The organism is Rathayibacter sp. SD072, from assembly GCF_017355185.1.
Lineage (GTDB): Bacteria > Actinomycetota > Actinomycetes > Actinomycetales > Microbacteriaceae > Rathayibacter.
This window is the reverse complement of record NZ_JADILJ010000006.1, coordinates 57,112-73,952: the sequence shown is the minus strand read 5'-3', so window position 1 is coordinate 73,952 and position 16,841 is coordinate 57,112. Positions and strand designations below refer to the sequence as shown.

Below are 16,841 nucleotides of genomic sequence, written 5' to 3'. Positions count from 1 at the left end.
ATGACCCGGCAGAGCGAACTGTACGACCGAGTCGCGCACGAGGCGTCGGCGCAGGTGATCCGGAGCTACTCGACGTCGTTCGGGCTCGCCACGCGGCTGCTCGGCCGCGGCGTGCGCGAGCGGGTCGAGGACGTCTACGCGCTGGTGCGCGTCGCCGACGAGATCGTCGACGGGGTCGCCGAGGCCGCCGCGCTCGACCGGGCCGCCGTCGAGGAGGCGCTCGACGCGTTCGAGGCCGAGACCGATCGCGCGCTCGCCTCCGGCTACAGCTCGAACCTCGTGGTGCACGCGTTCGCCCGCACGGCCCGCGCCACGGGATTCGGCACCGAGCTCACCCGCCCCTTCTTCGCGTCGATGCGCGCGGACCTGCGCGAGACCGTGCACACTCCCGAGTCGTTCGAGCGCTACGTCTACGGCTCGGCCGAGGTCGTCGGCCTCATGTGCCTGCACGTGTTCCTCGCGGCGGAGGATGCGGGTCACGTCTCGCCGGTCGCCCGCGAGCGCCTCGTGGCCGGCGCCCGCCGCCTGGGCTCGGCGTTCCAGAAGGTCAACTTCCTGCGCGACCTCGCCGCCGACGTGGACGGCCTCGGCCGCAGCTACTTCCCGGGCATCGATCCGCGCGCCTTCACCGAGGACGACAAGGCGGTCCTGCTCGCCGACCTCGACGCCGACCTCGATGAGGCCGCCGCGATCATCCCGGAGCTGCCGCGCTCGAGCCGCCGCGCGGTCGTGCTCGCGCACTCGCTCTTCCAGGCCCTCGCCGATCGCATCCGAGAGACGCCCGCCGACGAGCTGCTGCGCGCCCGCGTCAGCGTGCCGACGGCGACGAAGGCCGCGCTCGCCGCCCGGGCCGCCGCCTCGACCCTCGCGCCCCGGCTGGGTCGGGGTCCCGCCCGGGCGAGCCGCTCGGCGACCGGGCCGCACCGCGCCGTCGTCATCGGCGGCGGTATCGCGGGACTCGCGTCCGCCGCCCTGCTCGCCCGCGACGGCTGGGACGTGACCGTCCTCGAGAAGCGCGAGGTGGTCGGCGGCCGAGCCGGATCATGGGAGCGCGACGGATTCCGCTTCGACACCGGGCCGTCGTGGTACCTCATGCCCGAGGTCTTCGACCACTTCTTCCGACTGATGGGCACGAGCGCCGACGAGCGCCTCGACCTGGTGAAGCTCGACCCCGGCTACCGCGTCTACAGCGAGGGCGTCGACGGGCCGATCGACGTCCTGGCCGATCTCGAGTCGAACATCGCCCTGTTCGAGAGCGTCGAGCCCGGCTCGGGTGAGAGGATGCGCGCCTACCTCGAGTCGGCGCGCGACACCTACGAGGTCGCCAAGCGCCGCTTCCTCTACACCAGCTTCGCCTCGTTCCTGCCGCTGCTGCGCAAGGACGTGCTGACCCGCACGGCGACGCTCGGGAAGCTCCTGCTGACTCCGCTCGACTCGCTCGCGGGCACGGCCGTCAGCGACAACCGGCTGCGCCAGATCCTCGGCTACCCGGCCGTGTTCCTCGGCTCCTCGCCGTACGACGCTCCGAGCATGTACCACCTGATGAGCCACCTCGACCTGGCCGACGGCGTGCTCTACCCGATGGGCGGATTCACGCGCCTGATCGAGGCGGTCGCCGAGGTCGGCGAGGAGGCGGGCGTCACGATCCGCACGTCGTCGCCGGCCACGCGGATCCTGACGGCCCGCGCGCCCCGAGGCGGCCGCCGCGGCGCCGAGGTCGTCGGAGTCGAGTTCGAGGGTCCGGACGGCGTCGAGCGCCTCCCCGCTGAGCTGGTCGTCAACGCGTCCGACCTCTTCACGACCGAGCAGTCCCTCCTGCCCGACGAGCTGCGCACCTTCCCGCCCGAGTACTGGGAGGACCGCAACCCCGGCCCCAGTGCCGTGCTCGTCCTGCTCGGCGTCCGCGGCGAGCTGCCGCAGCTCGAGCACCACACCCTGCTCTTCACGCAGGACTGGCACGACAACTTCGACCGCATCTTCGGCGAGACCCCCTCGGTGCCCGACCCGGCGTCGATCTACGTCTGCCGTCCGAGTGCGACCGACCCGGGCGTCGCTCCGGAGGGGCACGAGAACCTCTTCGTGCTCGTCCCCATCCCCGCCGACACCTCGATCGGGCACGGCGGCGTCGGCGGCGCGGGCGACGCCCGCGTCGAGGCGATCGCCGACGCGGCGATCCGCCAGATCGCGACGTGGACGGGAGCGACCGACCTGGCCGAGCGCGTGGTCGTCCGCCGCACCATCGGACCGGCCGACTTCGAGAGCGATCTCGGAGCGTGGCGCGGCTCGATGCTGGGTCCGGCGCACGTGCTCAAGCAGAGCGCGTTCTTCCGGGCCGGCAACGCGAGTGCCCGCGTCGACGGACTCCTGTTCGCCGGCAGCTCGACGATCCCCGGCATCGGCCTCCCGATGTGCGTGATCAGTGCCGAGGTGATGCTCAAGCGGGTCCGCGGCGACGTGTCCACCGAGCCGCTCCCGGTGCGCGGGGCGCCGGGGGCCCCCGTGGCTCCGAGCGTCCGATCCGAGGTGCGCGACGCCGTGCTCGCGGACGCGGGGGAGTAGCCGGTGGGGGTCGTCTACCTGCTCGCGCTCGCCGTCTCGATCACCGGGATGGTCGTGCTCGACAGGCGCTTCGGGCTGTTCTTCTGGAACGACGCGCGCAAGGCCGCGATCGTGCTCCCCGCGGGCGTCGTCTTCTTCCTGATCTGGGACCTGTTCGGCATCGGGCTCGGCGTGTTCTTCCGCGGCGAGACCCCGTACATGACCGGGCTCCAGCTCGCTCCCGAGCTGCCGATCGAGGAGGTCCTCTTCCTCACCCTGCTCTGCTACCTGTCGATGGACGTCTACGGGGCGCTCTCGAAGCGGGCGGAGGCGGCCGCATGACGTACCTCGTCCTGAACGCCGTCTTCCTCGCGGTTGTCCTGGTGGTCCTCGTGATCGCCCTGCGCCGCGGGCGGCTGCGCCTCGGCGCCCTCGCGGGCACGCTCGTCGTGCTGCTGGTGATGACCGCGGTGTTCGACAACGTGATGATCGGAGTGGGACTGCTCGTGGCCTACGACGACTCCCTGATCTCGGGTCTGCGGATCGGCGTCGCGCCGATCGAGGACTTCGCCTACGCGATCGCCGCGGCCGTCGCCCTGCCCGCCCTCTGGTCGATCCTCCCGGACCGCCGCCGTGCCGATCGGAGCCCCTCGTGAACCGCCTGCGCGCGCTCTTCGTCTCGAGCCGGCCGCTGAGCTGGGTCAACACCGCCTACCCCTTCGCGGCCGCGTACCTGCTGACCACGCGCGAGATCGACCTCGCCTTCGTGCTCGGCACGCTCTATTTCCTGATCCCGTACAACCTCGCCATGTACGGCATCAACGACGTCTTCGACTACGAGTCCGACCTTCGGAACCCCCGCAAGGGCGGCGTCGAGGGCGCGGTCCTCGACCGGAGCGAGCACCGCGCGACGCTGATCGCCGCGGTCGCGACGAACGTGCCGTTCCTGATCGCTCTCGTGCTGCTCGGCTCGCCGCTCTCGTGGCTCGTGCTCGCGGTCAGCGTCTTCGCCGTGATCGCCTACAGCGCGCCGGGACTGCGCTTCAAGGAGCGCCCGTTCGTCGACTCCCTCACCTCTGCGACGCACTTCGTGAGTCCTGCCGTGTACGGCATCGCATTGGCGGGAACGACGGTGACCGGGCCCCTGGTGGCGCTGCTCGTCGCGTTCTTCCTGTGGGGGATCGCCAGCCACGCGTTCGGAGCGGTGCAGGACATCCTCGCCGACCGCGCCGGGGGGATCGGGTCCATCGCGACCGTCATCGGAGCGAAGGCGACCACGCGGTTCGCCATCGGCGCCTACGCGGCGAGCGGGCTGCTCCTGCTGCTCCTGCCGTGGCCCGGCACGCTCGCGGCCCTGCTCGCGGTGCCCTACGCCGTGAGCATCTGGCCGTACCGCTCGCTGAGCGACGCGGAGGCCGAGCGGGCGAACGCGGGCTGGAAGCGGTTCCTGGCGCTCAACTTCCTGACCGGGTTCCTGGTCACGCTGCTGCTGATCGTCTTCTGGCTCGCGACCTGAGCGCGGGCCGGACGGCCGGTGCGCCTCAGAACAGCTGGTGCGGCGCGACGATGAGCGCCACGACGACCGCGAGGCCGGCGAGCAGCGCGACGACGAGGGCGGCGTAGCCGATCCGCTTCGTCGTCTTCGCGAGTCGGACCCGACGGGAGACGCGGCGCTTCTTGACGCGGATCGACGCCGGACGGTCGGCGGCGGCCTCGCGCGCGGGAGTCGCTGGGGCGACAGGCCAGTCGTCGGCAGGGCTGGTGAGGGGCGCGTCGACCGCGGGCACGGTACTGCGACTGTGCCGCTCGGGTCCGCGTCGTGCGGCGTCGTCGTCCGTGGTGCGCCGCGACATGCCGCTCCTCCGCTGGTCGGGCCGACGGAGCCGGCGCTGCGCCGTCGAGCGACGGCTCAGACACTCTAGGGGAGCGGAGCGCCCTGCCGCGCGGACGACGCGAGAGGCGCACCGGCAGGCGGCCGGCGGACGGGCAGGAGGAGGACCAGCCCGACCGCGAGCACGAGGACGAGGCCGAGGATGCCCCAGTACTGCACGTTCGACTCGTCGCCGCCGGAGGCCGCCGCGGCGATCGAGACGAAGGCCGCGAAGGCGGCCGGCGCGAGGAAGGACGCGGCGCGGCCGGTGGTCGCGTAGAGCCCGAAGATCTCGCCCTCACGGCCCTCCGGGATCAGACGGGCGAGGTAGCTGCGGCTGGCCGACTGAGCGGGCCCGACGAAGAGGCAGAGCAGCAGTCCGAAGATCCAGAAGACGGTGGCGCCGCCGTCGTGCAGGACGAAGACCGCCGTGCCGCAGACCACGAGCCCGACGAGCGAGGCCACGATCACCGTCTTGGGACCGAGCCGGTCGTCCAGGGCCCCGACCGAGATGGTGGCGACACCCGCGACCACGTTCGCGGCGATCGCGAAGAGGATCACCTCGCCGGCGCTGAAGCCGAAGGTGCCCTGGGCGAGCACGCCGCCGAAGGTGAAGACGCCGGTCAGGCCGTCGCGGAAGACCGCGCTGGCGATCAGGAACGCGACCGTGCTGCGGCTCTCGCCCCAGAGAGCCCGGATCTGGCGGAACAGCGCGCGGTAGGAGGCGATCACGCCGATCCGCTCGCGCCCGCCGGCCCGCGCCGGCAGCTCGGGGACCGAGACGAGCACCGGGACCGCGAAGACCGCGAACCAGACTCCCGCGAGCAGGATCGAGACGCGGACATCGAGTCCGTCCTCGCCGGTGACCCCGAAGAGCCCCACCTCGGGCGAGATGAAGCCGAAGTAGACGATCAGCAGGAGCACGATGCCGCCGACGTAGCCCATGCCCCAGCCGAAGCCCGAGACGCGGCCGATCGTGGCGCGCGTCGAGACCTGGCTGACCATGGCGTTGTAGTTGACGCTCGCGAACTCGAAGAAGACGGTGCCGACGGCGAGCAGTCCCAAACCCAGCCAGAGGTACGCGGGGTCGGGGCGCACGAAGAACATCAGCAGGATGCACGCGACGACGACCGCGGAGTGGATCCCGAGCCAGAGACGGCGGCGTCCGCCCAGATCGGCCCGGCGTCCGGTGAGCGGCGCGATGAGCGCGACCACCAGTCCCGCTCCGGCGAGCGACCAGCCCAGCGCGGCCGAGACCCCGCTCGGAGTGCCGAACAGGCCGTCGGTGGTGAGGTAGACGGTGAAGACGAAGGTCGTCACGACGGCGTTGAAGGCGGATCCGCCCCAGTCCCACAGTCCCCACGCGAGGACTGTCCTGCGGCCGGTGCGTTCGGTCATGCGCTCACCGTAGGGCGTCCGGGTGAACGGCGGGAAGCGGGCCCTGAGAGTTGAGCCGACTCGACTCAGGTTCTCGGCTCCCGGCTTGACTCCAGGATCGACCTGCGTAAACTTGAGTGTGCGGGGCTCAAGTCCCGCGGAGGTTTGCACCACTCACGTCAGCACCACTCACGACAACTGATCGACCCCCTCACGGACGGCCGGTCGCGAAGGAGAAACACGCTATGTCCCGTGCCGTAGGCATCGATCTGGGAACCACCAACTCGGTCGTGGCCGTCCTCGAGGGCGGCGAGCCCACCGTCATCGCGAACGCCGAGGGCTTCCGCACCACCCCCTCCGTCGTCGCGTTCACGAAGGACGGCGAGGTGCTCGTCGGCGAGACCGCGAAGCGCCAGGCCGTCACCAACGTCGACCGCACCCTCGCCTCGGTCAAGCGCCACATGGGCACCGACTGGACCTTCGGGGTCGAGGACAAGAAGTACACGCCGCAGGAGATCTCGGCCCGCATCCTGGGCAAGCTCAAGCGCGACGCCGAGCAGTACCTGGGCGAGAAGGTGACCGACGCGGTCATCACCGTCCCGGCGTACTTCAACGACGCCGAGCGCCAGGCCACGAAGGACGCCGGCGAGATCGCCGGACTGAACGTCCTCCGCATCATCAACGAGCCCACCGCGGCCGCCCTCGCGTACGGCCTCGACAAGGGCAAGGAGGACGAGCTCATCCTCGTCTTCGACCTCGGCGGCGGAACCTTCGACGTCTCCCTCCTCGAGGTGGGCAAGGACGACGACTTCTCGACCATCCAGGTGCGCTCGACCTCGGGCGACAACCGCCTCGGCGGCGACGACTGGGACCAGCGCGTCGTCGACTACCTCGTCAAGCGCTTCAAGGACTCCACCGGCGTCGACGTGTCGAAGGACAAGATCGCCCGCCAGCGCCTGAAGGAGGCCGCGGAGCAGGCCAAGAAGGAGCTCTCCTCGAGCACCTCGACCAGCATCCAGCTGCCCTACCTCTCGCTCACCGAGAACGGCCCGGCGAACCTCGACGAGACGCTGACCCGCGCCAAGTTCGAGGAGCTCACCAGCGACCTCATCGAGCGCACCCGCAAGCCGTTCACCGACGTCATCGCCGAGGCGGGCGTGAAGGTCGACGACATCGCGCACGTCGTGCTCGTCGGCGGATCGACCCGCATGCCGGCCGTGGCCGAGCTCGTCAAGAAGCTCACGGGCGGCAAGGAGCCCAACAAGGGCGTCAACCCGGACGAGGTCGTCGCCGTCGGCGCCGCGCTGCAGGCCGGCGTCCTCAAGGGCGAGCGCAAGGACGTCCTCCTCATCGACGTCACCCCGCTCTCGCTGGGCATCGAGACCAAGGGAGGGATCATGACCAAGCTCATCGAGCGCAACACCGCGATCCCGACCAAGAGGAGCGAGACCTTCACCACGGCCGACGACAACCAGCCGTCCGTCGCGATCCAGGTCTTCCAGGGCGAGCGCGAGTTCACCCGTGACAACAAGAACCTGGGCACCTTCGAGCTGACCGGCATCGCGCCGGCGCCGCGCGGCATCCCGCAGGTCGAGGTCACCTTCGACATCGACGCCAACGGCATCGTGCACGTGTCCGCGAAGGACAAGGGCACCGGCAAGGAGCAGTCGATGACGATCACCGGCGGCTCGTCGCTGCCGAAGGACGACATCGAGCGCATGGTGCGCGAGGCCGAGGAGCACGCCGCCGAGGACAAGGCCCGCCGCGAGGCGGCCGAGATCCGCAACAGCGCCGAGACCCTCGCGTACTCGATCGACAAGCTGATCAAGGACAACGAGGACAAGCTGCCCGAGGACGTCAAGTCCGAGGTGCAGGGCGACGTCGACGCGCTGAAGACCGCGCTCGCCGGAGACGACGACGCGGCCGTCAAGACCGCGTTCGACGCCCTCAACGCCTCGCAGACCAAGATCGGCCAGGCCATCTACTCGCAGGACCAGGCCGCGCAGAGCGCCCCGCAGGACGCGCCGGCCGAGGACGAGAAGAAGGACGACGAGGACATCGTCGACGCCGAGGTCATCGACGAGGACGAGCCGAAGGACACCAAGTAGCGATGGGCAAGCACAACCAGGAGCCGACCGAGGGCGTGCCCGAGGACGAGCCGACCACCGGAGCCGAGGCGGCCGAGTCCGCCCAGGACACCGAGGGTCTGATCGAGGCCGAGGGCCCCGACGTCGAGACGACGCTCTCGGACGCCGACCTCTCGTTCCTCTCGGGCCAGTCCGACGCCGAGACGCTCGCAGCGGAGCACCTCGCCGACCTCCAGCGGGTCACCGCGGAGTACGCGAACTACCGCAAGCGCACGGAGTCGAACCGGCAGGTCGAGAAGGAGCGGGCCATCGGCGACGCGGTGAAGGTCATCCTCCCCGTGCTCGACGACCTCGACCGCGCCGAGAAGCACGGCGACCTGCAGGAGGGCGGTCCGTTCACCGCCATCGCGCAGAAGCTGCGCGGCGGGATCGAGAAGCTCGGGCTGGTGAAGACCGGAGCCGTCGGGGACCTGTTCGACCCGAACATCCACGAGGCGATCTTCCAGCAGCCCACTCCGGGCGCCGAGACCTCCACGGTCGCGGACGTCGTCGAGGCGGGCTACTACCTCGGAGGCTCGCTGCTGCGGGCCGCCAAGGTGGTCGTGGCCGTCCCCGCCGACTGACACCCTCCCGCACCACCGCGAGGGACCCCGCCCCGCACCTGGTCCGCCCCTTCGGGCGAGGCCCGGTCGGGTCGGGGTCCCCCGCCGCACTCGACACAGGAAGAGGCACATGGCCAGCCAGGATTGGTTCGAGAAGGACTTCTACAAGGTCCTCGGCGTGTCCAAGGACGTCTCCGCGGCGGATCTGAAGAAGACCTACCGCAAGCTCGCCCGGCAGTTCCACCCGGACTCCAACCCGGGGGACGCCCGGGCGGAGGCGCGCTTCAAGGAGATCAGCGAGGCGTACACCGTCCTCTCGGACGCGGATCAGCGCAAGGAGTACGACCAGATCCGCGCGATGGGCGGCGGCGCGCGCTTCACCGCCGGCGGCCAGCCCGGCGGATTCGACGACGTCTTCGGCGACGTGTTCGGCCAGGGCGGGCGCCCCGGCGCCGGCAGCAGGCAGGGCCCCCCTCCCGGATTCGAGGACCTCCTCGGCGGGATGTTCGGGGGAGCGCCGGGCGGCAGCCGCTTCGGCCAGCCCACGGGCGGCTTCCGCGGGTTCGGCGGACCGCAGAAGGGGTCCGACGTCACCGCCAGCACGACCATCGACTTCCGCACCGCGACCCGCGGCGACACGGTGCAGCTGCAGACGGGCGAGGGCCGACCGCTCTCCGTCCGCATCCCCGCCGGCGTCGCCGACCAGCAGAAGATCCGCGTGCGCGGCAAGGGGCGCCCCAGCCCCGACGGCGGCGAGCCGGGCGATCTCGTGCTCACCGTGGCCGTCCGCAAGCACCCGGTCTTCGAGCGCGACGGACTGAACCTCCGCGTGAACGTCCCGGTCACCTTCGTGGAGGCCGTGTTCGGCGCCACGATCGAGGTGCCGACGCTCGGCGGCGATCCCGTCAAGCTGCGGGTGGCGCCCGGCACGCCGAGCGGTCGGGTGCTGCGGGTCAAGGGCCGCGGCGTCGAGACCGGCAAGGGCACCGGCGACCTGCTCGCCGTCATCCAGGTGGCGGTGCCCGATCACCTGTCCTCGGCCGCTCGGGCGGCGCTCGAGGCCTACGCGGCCGCGGAGCCCGCCGAGAACCCGCGCGAGGACATCCTGGAGAAGTCCCGCTACTAGGCGCGGGCGCGACGACGTCCCTGCGGATGCGACAGGCCCGACTGGCCGGAGAGGAGGCGACGATGGACGAGAACACCCCCGTGTTCGCGATCGCCGTCGCCGCCGACCTCGCCGGCATGCACCCGCAGACGCTGCGCCAGTACGACCGGCTCGGACTCGTCCGACCGACGCGGACCGCGGGCAAGTCGCGCCGCTACTCGATGCGCGACGTGGTGCAGCTGCGCGAGGTCGCCCGGCTGTCCTCCGAGGGCGTGTCCCTCGAGGGCATCGCGCGGATCCTCCAGCTCGAGAACCAGGTCCAGTCGCTGTCCGCCCGCGTGCGCGAGCTCGAGTCGGCCCTCGCCGACGAGCTGCTCAACCGTCCGGGCCGCCGCGTGTTCGCCGCGGGGCTCGAGGGCGACGTCGTCACGCTCCGCCACGGCACGCGTGCTCAGCGGCGCACGGAGGTCGTCGTCTGGCGCCCGATGCCCCGCCGGAGCGACGCGGACGAGCTCGACGCCCCGTGACCGGGGTACGCTGACCCTCGCGCCCGGCACCGTCGCCGGTCCGCCCGCTCCGTCGCCACGGCAGCGGTGACACGAGGAGGACCGATGGCCCAGCCCAGCGAGCACGACGAGCCCGTCCGGAGCGACGCCTCGACCGAGCGCACGACCCGCGCCGAGCACCGCTCGCCGGTCGTGCCGGACAACGGCTACAGTCGCGAGTCGTACGCGATCCACGCCACGCGCACGGAGCTCCCGCTCTTCTCGAACGCCCTGCACGGCAGCCGCGACGACGCGCGGTGGCTCTCCTCGCTCTCGGGCGTGCTCTCCTCGGGCGACCCCGAGGCCGCGGCGACGGCCGCCCAGGCCGCCATCGAGCGCCGCCGTCGCCGGTCGGGCGACTCCGACTCCGACTCCTAGCCCGAGCGACCGCGATCGACCCGGGCGTTCCGCGCCGGCCGGAGCGTTCGCCGCAGACGCGGGTCAGTCGCGTGCGCGGACGCTCGCGTAGCGGCGGTCCAGCCGCGTGCCGAGGCGGCCGCCCGTCGACCGCTGCAGCAGATCGGACCCGCGCGACACGAGCTCGCCGCCGAACGGCAGCCCGCGCACGAGCCCGCGCACCGCGACGCGCTCCGAGTCGGTGTAGCCGAGCAGCACGTAGAGGCCCACGACCGCCATCGCGGCGATCGTCGCGACCCTGCCCGGCAGCTGATCGAGGATCCCGCCGTTGCCCTCGACCGGCTCCGCGAGGGTCACGCACATCAGGAAGATCGTCGCGTACACCGCGAGGTGCACGTGGACGCTCCGCCACGGACGCGCGAGGGCGGCGATCGGCAGGATCCAGAGCGCGTACCAGGGGTGGATCGCGGAGGACGCCGTGACGAACGCCAGCAGCGCCGTGGAGAGCCGCGCCAGGGGGTCGATCGCCCGGCGGGTCAGCAGGAGCCAGGCGGCCACGGCGCCGGCGAGCGTCAGCGCGAGCAGCTTCACGAGCGTCACGGCCGCCGCGGGGTCGTGCCCCGTCAGCTCGACCGACGACGAGACCAGCACCGCGACGAGCGACATCGGCGCGTACCAGTGCAGGATCGTGCCGGGCACGATCATCGCGGCGACCCAGCCCACTCCGACGCCCGCCGCGAAGCCGAGCGCGACGACGAGGCCCAGCGCTCCGAGCCCTGTCCAGAGCCAGCCGCGCAGGCGCTCGCGCACTGTCGCGTCGTGCCGGAGCCAGAGCAGGGCGAGCACCGGCAGTGCGATCACGGCGACCGGCTTCACCGCGATCGCAGCGCCCATGAGCACGACCGCGAGGACGCGACGGTCGGTGCAGCCGTAGTAGAGCGAGGCGAGGATGAGCGCCAGCATGAGCGAGTCGTTGTGCCCGGCCACGACGAACAGGATCAGGGTCAGCGGATTCGCCACGACGATCCAGGCGGTCAGCGGAGTCGACAGGCCGCGCAGTCGGGCCAGTCGCAGCGCGTAGACCGCGAGGGCGATCACCCCGGCCACCGAGACGGCGCGCAGCATCGCGACCGAGAGCTCGGGCGAGGACCAGCCCGCGAGCTGCACGGCCGTCCGCTCGATCACGAGGAACAGGGGCCCGTAGGGGGTCGGCGTGTCGGCCCAGACCGGGTCGACGCCGAGGAGGAACCAGCCGGGCAGGGTGGCCACCCCGTGGGAGTACGGATCGATGCCCTGGGACATCAGCCGGCCCTGAGCCACGTACGAGAACATGTCGCGGCTGAACAGCGGCACCGTGATCAGCAGCGGTGCGCACCACGCGGCGGCCGCGACGAGGATCGTGCGCAGCGCACGGGGGTCCTCGCTCCGGGCGAGCGTGCGCAGCCGGAGCCAGGCGAGCAGGAGCAGCAGTCCGCCGCCGAGCACGAGGATCGCGCTGATCTCGGTCAGCGATGCGGTCGAGCGGATGGCGGCGATGAGCGGCCACTCGCGCAGCGGCGAGTCGCCGGGCAGGTAGCCGACGCCGAGCGAGCCGAGGAGGATCGCGCTGGTCGCGACCGTGCCCATCGCCAGGGGCGCCACGCGGACGGCCCGCTCCACGAGGCGGCGGGCCCGGAGGGGCACGCGTCGCGCCCGCTCCGACGCCAGGACCGTGTCCGGTCGTTCCGTCGTCAGCTGAGCAGTCATCGACGGCCACGCTAGGCGACCGCACTCCGAAACGGATGGACGTGGCGTGAACGGTTGACCTCTCCGCTTCTCAGGCGCTAGTCGGCTCCGGCACGGCTTCCGCGAAGCGGAGCTGATTGCCGAACGGGTCGATCACCTCGAGCGAGAAGCCGAACGGCGAGCGCGTGATCCGCGGATTGAGATAGGGATAGGCCTTGGCGTCGAGCTCAGCGTGCAGCTCGCGCACGCCGCGGAGCGACACGTGCAGCGCGGCTCCCGGGCTGCCGTCGCGGTGGTGCTCGCTGAGGTGCAGGCGCAGTCCCGAGCGCGACACCTGCAGGTAGAGCGGAGCGTCTCGGCCCGCGCGGTGCTCCCAGTCGACGGTGAAGCCGAGGTAGTCGACGTAGAACTCGCCCGCCTTCGCGACCGAGAAGATGCGCAGGATCGGCACGGCCGCCTCCATCCGCACGGCCTCGAGCCGCAGGGGCTCTCCCGGCAGCGGCTGGTCCCTGGCGCGTCGTCTCGTCTCCACGGCACGAGGGTAGCCGCCGCCGCGCGGCGGGCGCCGGAGCCGCCGTCAGTCGGCGCGACGCCGCCGACGGTCCGGGCGCGTCGCCGGGTCAGTCGATCAGGTCGAGCCCGCGGAGGTGCTCGAGGACGGCGACGCCTGCGGGAGGGCAGCGGTGGGCCTCGGCGGTGCCGATCCAGTGCAGCGAGTCGATCTCGCCGCTCGCCGACGGCTCTCCGGCGAGCTCGGCGAGGAAGACGCGCATGTGCACCTCGCGCCCCTCCGGCTCGCCGTGGGCCTGAGTGCGGACGACGACGAGCTCCTCGAGCCGCGTGGTCGCGGTGCCGAGCTCCTCCTCGGCCTCGCGCGCCGCCGCCGCCCTGCCCGTCTCGCCCGGATCGACCTTGCCGCCCGGCAGGTAGAGCACCTCGCGGCCCCGCGCCGTCACCATCAGGACGCGGCGCTCCCGGAGGACGACGACGGCGGAGACGACGATCGGCGGCAGACTGCTCATCCGGCCATCCTGCCCGCTCCCCGGTGCCCCGGCCGCCTCCCGGCACGGCTCGGCGTCCTCGACCCGCGGCTACCATGGGTGCACACATCACAGGACGCGCGCAGCCGGTGCGCGTCGGGGCCCCGTGCGCCCGAACAGCTGAGGAGCAACCCGTGGCAGAACCCACCACCCTCGACAAAGTCGTCACCCTCGCGCAGCACCGGGGGTTCGTCTTCCCCTCGGGTGAGATCTACGGAGGAACGCGCTCGGCGTGGGACTACGGGCCGCTCGGGGTGGAGCTCAAGGAGAACATCAAGCGCCAGTGGTGGAAGGCGTTCGTGCAGGGCCGCGGCGACGTGGTGGGCCTGGACTCCGCCGTGATCCTCCCGACCGCGATCTGGAACGCCTCCGGCCACGTCGGAGTGTTCTCGGACCCGCTGACCGAGTCGCTGATCACCCACAAGCGCTACCGCGCCGACCACCTCTTCGAGAAGTACGAGGAGGTCAACGGCCACCCGCCGGTGAACGGCCTCGCGGACATCCCGGATCCGGAGCACCCCGACAAGGTCGGCCAGTGGACCGAGATCAAGCAGTTCTCCGGGCTGATGAAGACCTACCTGGGCGTCGTCGACGACGAGTCGGGACTCCACTACCTCCGCCCCGAGACCGCGCAGGGCATCTTCACCAACTTCGCCAACGTGCTCCAGAGCGCCCGCAAGAAGCCGCCGTTCGGCATCGGCCAGATCGGCAAGGCGTTCCGCAACGAGATCACCCCCGGCAACTTCATCTTCCGCACCCGCGAGTTCGAGCAGATGGAGCTCGAGTTCTTCGTCGAGCCCGGCACGGACGAGGAGTGGCAGGAGACCTGGATGAAGCTCGCCTGGGACTGGTTCGTCGACCTCGGGATCGACCCCGAGAACATCCGCCAGTACGAGCACCCGAAGGACAAGCTCTCCCACTACTCCAAGCGCACGGTCGACATCGAGTACCGCTTCTCGTTCGCCTCGGGCGAGTGGGGCGAGCTGATGGGAGTCGCGAACCGCACCGACTTCGACCTCAAGACGCACATGGAGCACTCGGGCAAGGACCTCTCGTTCTTCGACCAGACCCGCAACGAGCGCTTCGTGCCGTTCGTGATCGAGCCGTCCTTCGGTCTGACGCGCGCCCTCATGGCGTTCCTCGTCGACGCGTACGAGGAGCAGGAGCTGCCGCCGAACGCCAAGGGCAAGGTCGAGACCCGCACCGTGCTGCACCTGGACCCGCGCCTGGCGCCGGTCAAGGTCGCCGTTCTGCCGCTCTCGCGCAACGAGGCGCTGTCGCCGCTGGCCCGTCAGGTGGCCGACCGGCTCCGTCAGCTCTGGAACGTCGACTTCGACGACTCCGGAGCGATCGGACGCCGCTACCGCCGCCAGGACGAGATCGGCACGCCGTTCTGCGTGACGGTCGACTTCGACTCGCTCGAGGACGACGCCGTGACCGTGCGCGACCGCGACACGATGAAGCAGGAGCGCATCCCGCTCGACCGGCTCGAGGCGCACCTGTTCGCAGGGCTGCGCGGAGCGTAAGTCCGCCTGCCTGCTGGTCGAGTAGCCGCGGAGCGGCGTATCGAGACCCCCGTCCTCAGGGGTGGTGGATCTCGATACGCCCGCTGCGCGGGCTGCTCGATCAGCAGGGCCGCGGCTCGATCAGCCCGCGGTGCGGTGCTCCCGCGCCAGAAGCGCGTAGACGAGGGTCGAGGTCCACTCGTCCTTGCAGTACTCGTCCTCCACGTGGTGCGCCTCGCGCCGCATGCCCAGGCGCTCGCAGAGGCGGGCGGAGGCGGTGTTGCGGTCGTCGAGCTGCGCGATCGCGCGGTGAGCGCCGAGCCGGTCGAACGCGAGGTCCAGCAGAGCGCGCCCCGCCTCGGTCGCGAGTCCCGCTCCCTGCGCGTCCGGGTGCAGCACCCAGCCGATCTCGACGGCGCCCTGCTCGAGCGAGGACGCGATGAGGGTGAGGTCGCCGACGACGTGCCCGGAGAGCGGACCCTCGCGCGGCACCATCGCCAGGACGACCACGTCGCCGTCGGCGGCCAGCCGCGCCGAGGGCAGCCGGGTGAGCAGGTGCGCACGCGACTGCTCGGGGGTGCGCACCGGCCAGCGGAGGTAGCGCACCGCCTCGGGGTGACCCTGGTAGCGGGCGTGGTCGGCGGCGTCCTCGACGCGCAGCGGCCGGAGCAGGAGCCGGTCGGTGAGGATCGGCTCTGCGTCGTAGGGGAGCCTCAGGCGCACGACCGGCTCAGGCCGTGGCGGCGGAGTCGTCGCTCTGCGGCCGCGCGACGGCGGGCTCGGCGGGCACCTCGATGCCGAAGAGCGCCTCGAGGCCCGTGAGGTACGCCTCCTGAGCGCCGGCGCGGGCGTAGTCGCGGGCGCGGACGCTCGGAGTGTGCAGCAGGACGCCGGCGAGGTGGCGCAGCGCCTGCTCGGTCCGTCCGTCGTCGTCGCCGCGCGAGCGGGCGCGCTCGATCTCGGCGTCCAGGGCGTCGAAGACGTGCGCGCGGAGGGCGACGACGGCCGGAGTGAGGCTCTTCTCGTCGGCGACGTCCGAGAACTTGCGGGCGGCCTTGTCGACGAGCGCCCGCGCCTTCTCGGAGGCGTCGAGCACCTCGAGCGGGGCGTGCAGGCTGATGGTCTCGAGGTCGAGGAGCTCGACGCCCGAGACGCTCGTCACGTCGGCGGCGACGTTGCGGGGCAGGCCCAGGTCGATGACGAGCTGGCGCTCGCGGGCGGCCGCGTGCAGGCGCCCGTCGATGAGGAGGGCCGCGTCGAGCACGGGCGTCTCGGTGGTGGTGCAGGTGATCACGACGTCGGCGGCGACCGCCTCGGCGGCGAGGTCGGCGCCGTCGATCGGGCGCAGGGCGCGACGGACGGCGAAGCCCTCCGCGCGGCCGGAGGGGGAGTGCACGGCGATGTCGACGACGCCGCGGTCGCGCAGGGCGGCGACGGTGGCGCGCGCGTAGCTCCCGGTGCCGATCAGGAGCACCCGGGTCGCGCGCCAGTCGGTGACGCGGCTGGAGGCGAGGTCGAGGGCGAGCCGGACGATGGAGCGGCCGGCGCTGCCGAGGCCGGTGCGGTTCTTGATGCCGCGGGAGGTCTGCGAGGCGCGCTGGAACAGGCGCTCGAGCTCGGAGGAGGTCGTGCCCAGGCGGCGGGCCTCCTCGAGGGAGCGGCGCACCTGGCCGGCGATCTCGCCCTCGCCCACGACGACGGACTCGAGTCCGCTCGAGACGGCGAACAGGTGCTCGGCGACGCGATCGCCCGAGACGACGTCGACGCTGCCGCGCAGCTGCTCCTGCGCGACGCCGGTGGCGGCGCTGACCGCGGCCGTGGCGGCCTCGACGGCGACCGCGCGGGCGGCCGTCAGCGGCTCGTCGATGTCGAGGTAGGCCTCGAAGCGGTTGCAGGTGGCCACGACGACGGCCCCCGAGACGAAGTCGATGCCGTCCGCCAGGGCCGAGGCGACGGCGGAGGAGTCGACGGAGAGCTTCTCGAGGAGATCGAAGCTGGCGTTCTTGTGCGACGCCGTCAGACACAGAAGCACCCCAGCAGTCTACGCGCCGTCCCGGGGCGGTGGGCCCGGGATCCGGGAGGAACGCTCG

Annotated in this window: 17 protein-coding genes; 10 read left to right on the top strand and 7 right to left on the bottom strand. The window is 71.9% G+C overall.

Annotated elements, in window-relative coordinates; genetic code table 11:
• Genes crtI through IOC53_RS04005 form a run of 4 tightly spaced genes read left to right on the top strand, consistent with a single transcriptional unit; the run spans position 1 to position 4,054 of the window.
• Positions 1-2,559: a phytoene desaturase family protein gene (gene crtI, locus IOC53_RS04020; protein ID WP_207403093.1), complete on the top strand. Its 2,559-nt coding sequence runs from the start codon at positions 1-3 to the stop codon at positions 2,557-2,559.
• A gap of 3 nt (positions 2,560-2,562) precedes the next feature.
• Positions 2,563-2,880 carry a lycopene cyclase domain-containing protein gene (locus tag IOC53_RS04015; protein WP_207403092.1) on the top strand — a complete coding sequence of 106 codons (318 nt, stop codon included), beginning with the start codon at positions 2,563-2,565 and terminating at the stop codon, positions 2,878-2,880.
• Complete coding sequence (locus tag IOC53_RS04010) at positions 2,877-3,194, top strand: lycopene cyclase domain-containing protein (protein ID WP_207403091.1); 318 nt, start codon at positions 2,877-2,879, stop codon at positions 3,192-3,194. Before IOC53_RS04015 ends, IOC53_RS04010 begins: the two co-directional genes overlap by 4 nt.
• Positions 3,191-4,054, top strand: a complete 864-nt coding sequence (locus tag IOC53_RS04005; protein WP_207403090.1) for a prenyltransferase — start codon at positions 3,191-3,193, stop codon at positions 4,052-4,054. The genes IOC53_RS04010 and IOC53_RS04005 overlap by 4 nt, the downstream gene beginning before the upstream one ends.
• Positions 4,055-4,079: 25 nt before the next feature.
• Here the strand turns inward: IOC53_RS04005 and IOC53_RS04000 are convergent, their stop codons facing one another.
• Both IOC53_RS04000 and IOC53_RS03995 read right to left on the bottom strand, forming a co-directional pair.
• A complete protein-coding gene (locus tag IOC53_RS04000; RefSeq protein WP_207403089.1) occupies positions 4,080-4,391 on the bottom strand; it encodes a hypothetical protein in 312 nt (103 codons plus the stop codon).
• A 65-nt stretch (positions 4,392-4,456) separates the two neighbouring features.
• Entirely contained in the window at positions 4,457-5,806 is a 1,350-nt protein-coding gene (locus tag IOC53_RS03995; protein WP_207403088.1) for an MFS transporter, read from the bottom strand.
• 224 nt (positions 5,807-6,030) lie between these two features.
• Here IOC53_RS03995 and dnaK point away from each other — a divergent pair, with 224 nt between their 5' ends.
• The 5 genes from dnaK to IOC53_RS03970 all read left to right on the top strand — a co-directional run bounded on the left by dnaK (position 6,031) and on the right by IOC53_RS03970 (position 10,502).
• Entirely contained in the window at positions 6,031-7,893 is a 1,863-nt protein-coding gene (gene dnaK, locus IOC53_RS03990) for a molecular chaperone DnaK (RefSeq protein WP_207403087.1), read from the top strand.
• Between the two features lie 2 nt (positions 7,894-7,895).
• Positions 7,896-8,495: a nucleotide exchange factor GrpE gene (locus IOC53_RS03985; RefSeq protein WP_207403086.1), complete on the top strand. Its 600-nt coding sequence runs from the start codon at positions 7,896-7,898 to the stop codon at positions 8,493-8,495.
• 109 nt (positions 8,496-8,604) lie between these two features.
• A complete protein-coding gene (locus tag IOC53_RS03980) occupies positions 8,605-9,600 on the top strand; it encodes a DnaJ C-terminal domain-containing protein (RefSeq protein WP_207403085.1) in 996 nt (331 codons plus the stop codon).
• Between the two features lie 62 nt (positions 9,601-9,662).
• Positions 9,663-10,106, top strand: coding sequence for a heat shock protein transcriptional repressor HspR (locus IOC53_RS03975; protein WP_207403084.1), 444 nt, complete (start codon positions 9,663-9,665; stop codon positions 10,104-10,106).
• 84 nt (positions 10,107-10,190) lie between these two features.
• A complete protein-coding gene (locus IOC53_RS03970) occupies positions 10,191-10,502 on the top strand; it encodes a hypothetical protein (RefSeq protein ID WP_207403083.1) in 312 nt (103 codons plus the stop codon).
• A 63-nt stretch (positions 10,503-10,565) separates the two neighbouring features.
• On the opposite strand, the gene mptB is transcribed toward IOC53_RS03970, so the two are convergent.
• The 3 genes from mptB to IOC53_RS03955 all read right to left on the bottom strand — a co-directional run bounded on the left by mptB (position 10,566) and on the right by IOC53_RS03955 (position 13,228).
• Positions 10,566-12,227, bottom strand: a complete 1,662-nt coding sequence (gene mptB, locus IOC53_RS03965; protein WP_207403082.1) for a polyprenol phosphomannose-dependent alpha 1,6 mannosyltransferase MptB — start codon at positions 12,225-12,227, stop codon at positions 10,566-10,568.
• A 70-nt stretch (positions 12,228-12,297) separates the two neighbouring features.
• Positions 12,298-12,738 (bottom strand): glyoxalase superfamily protein, encoded by a 441-nt coding sequence (locus IOC53_RS03960; RefSeq protein WP_207403081.1) that lies wholly within the window; start codon positions 12,736-12,738, stop codon positions 12,298-12,300.
• 88 nt (positions 12,739-12,826) lie between these two features.
• A complete protein-coding gene (locus IOC53_RS03955; protein ID WP_207403080.1) occupies positions 12,827-13,228 on the bottom strand; it encodes an NUDIX domain-containing protein in 402 nt (133 codons plus the stop codon).
• A gap of 152 nt (positions 13,229-13,380) precedes the next feature.
• Between IOC53_RS03955 and IOC53_RS03950 the strand changes: the two genes are divergently transcribed.
• The gene (locus IOC53_RS03950) at positions 13,381-14,772 is read left to right on the top strand and encodes a glycine--tRNA ligase (RefSeq protein ID WP_307786065.1); all 1,392 of its coding nucleotides are present in this window, start codon (positions 13,381-13,383) and stop codon (positions 14,770-14,772) included.
• 120 nt (positions 14,773-14,892) lie between these two features.
• Here the strand turns inward: IOC53_RS03950 and IOC53_RS03945 are convergent, their stop codons facing one another.
• The gene (locus IOC53_RS03945; protein WP_307786064.1) at positions 14,893-15,474 is read right to left on the bottom strand and encodes a GNAT family protein; all 582 of its coding nucleotides are present in this window, start codon (positions 15,472-15,474) and stop codon (positions 14,893-14,895) included.
• A 7-nt stretch (positions 15,475-15,481) separates the two neighbouring features.
• Positions 15,482-16,783, bottom strand: a complete 1,302-nt coding sequence (locus tag IOC53_RS03940) for a glutamyl-tRNA reductase (RefSeq protein ID WP_207403078.1) — start codon at positions 16,781-16,783, stop codon at positions 15,482-15,484.
• Positions 16,784-16,841: the final 58 nt, after the last annotated feature.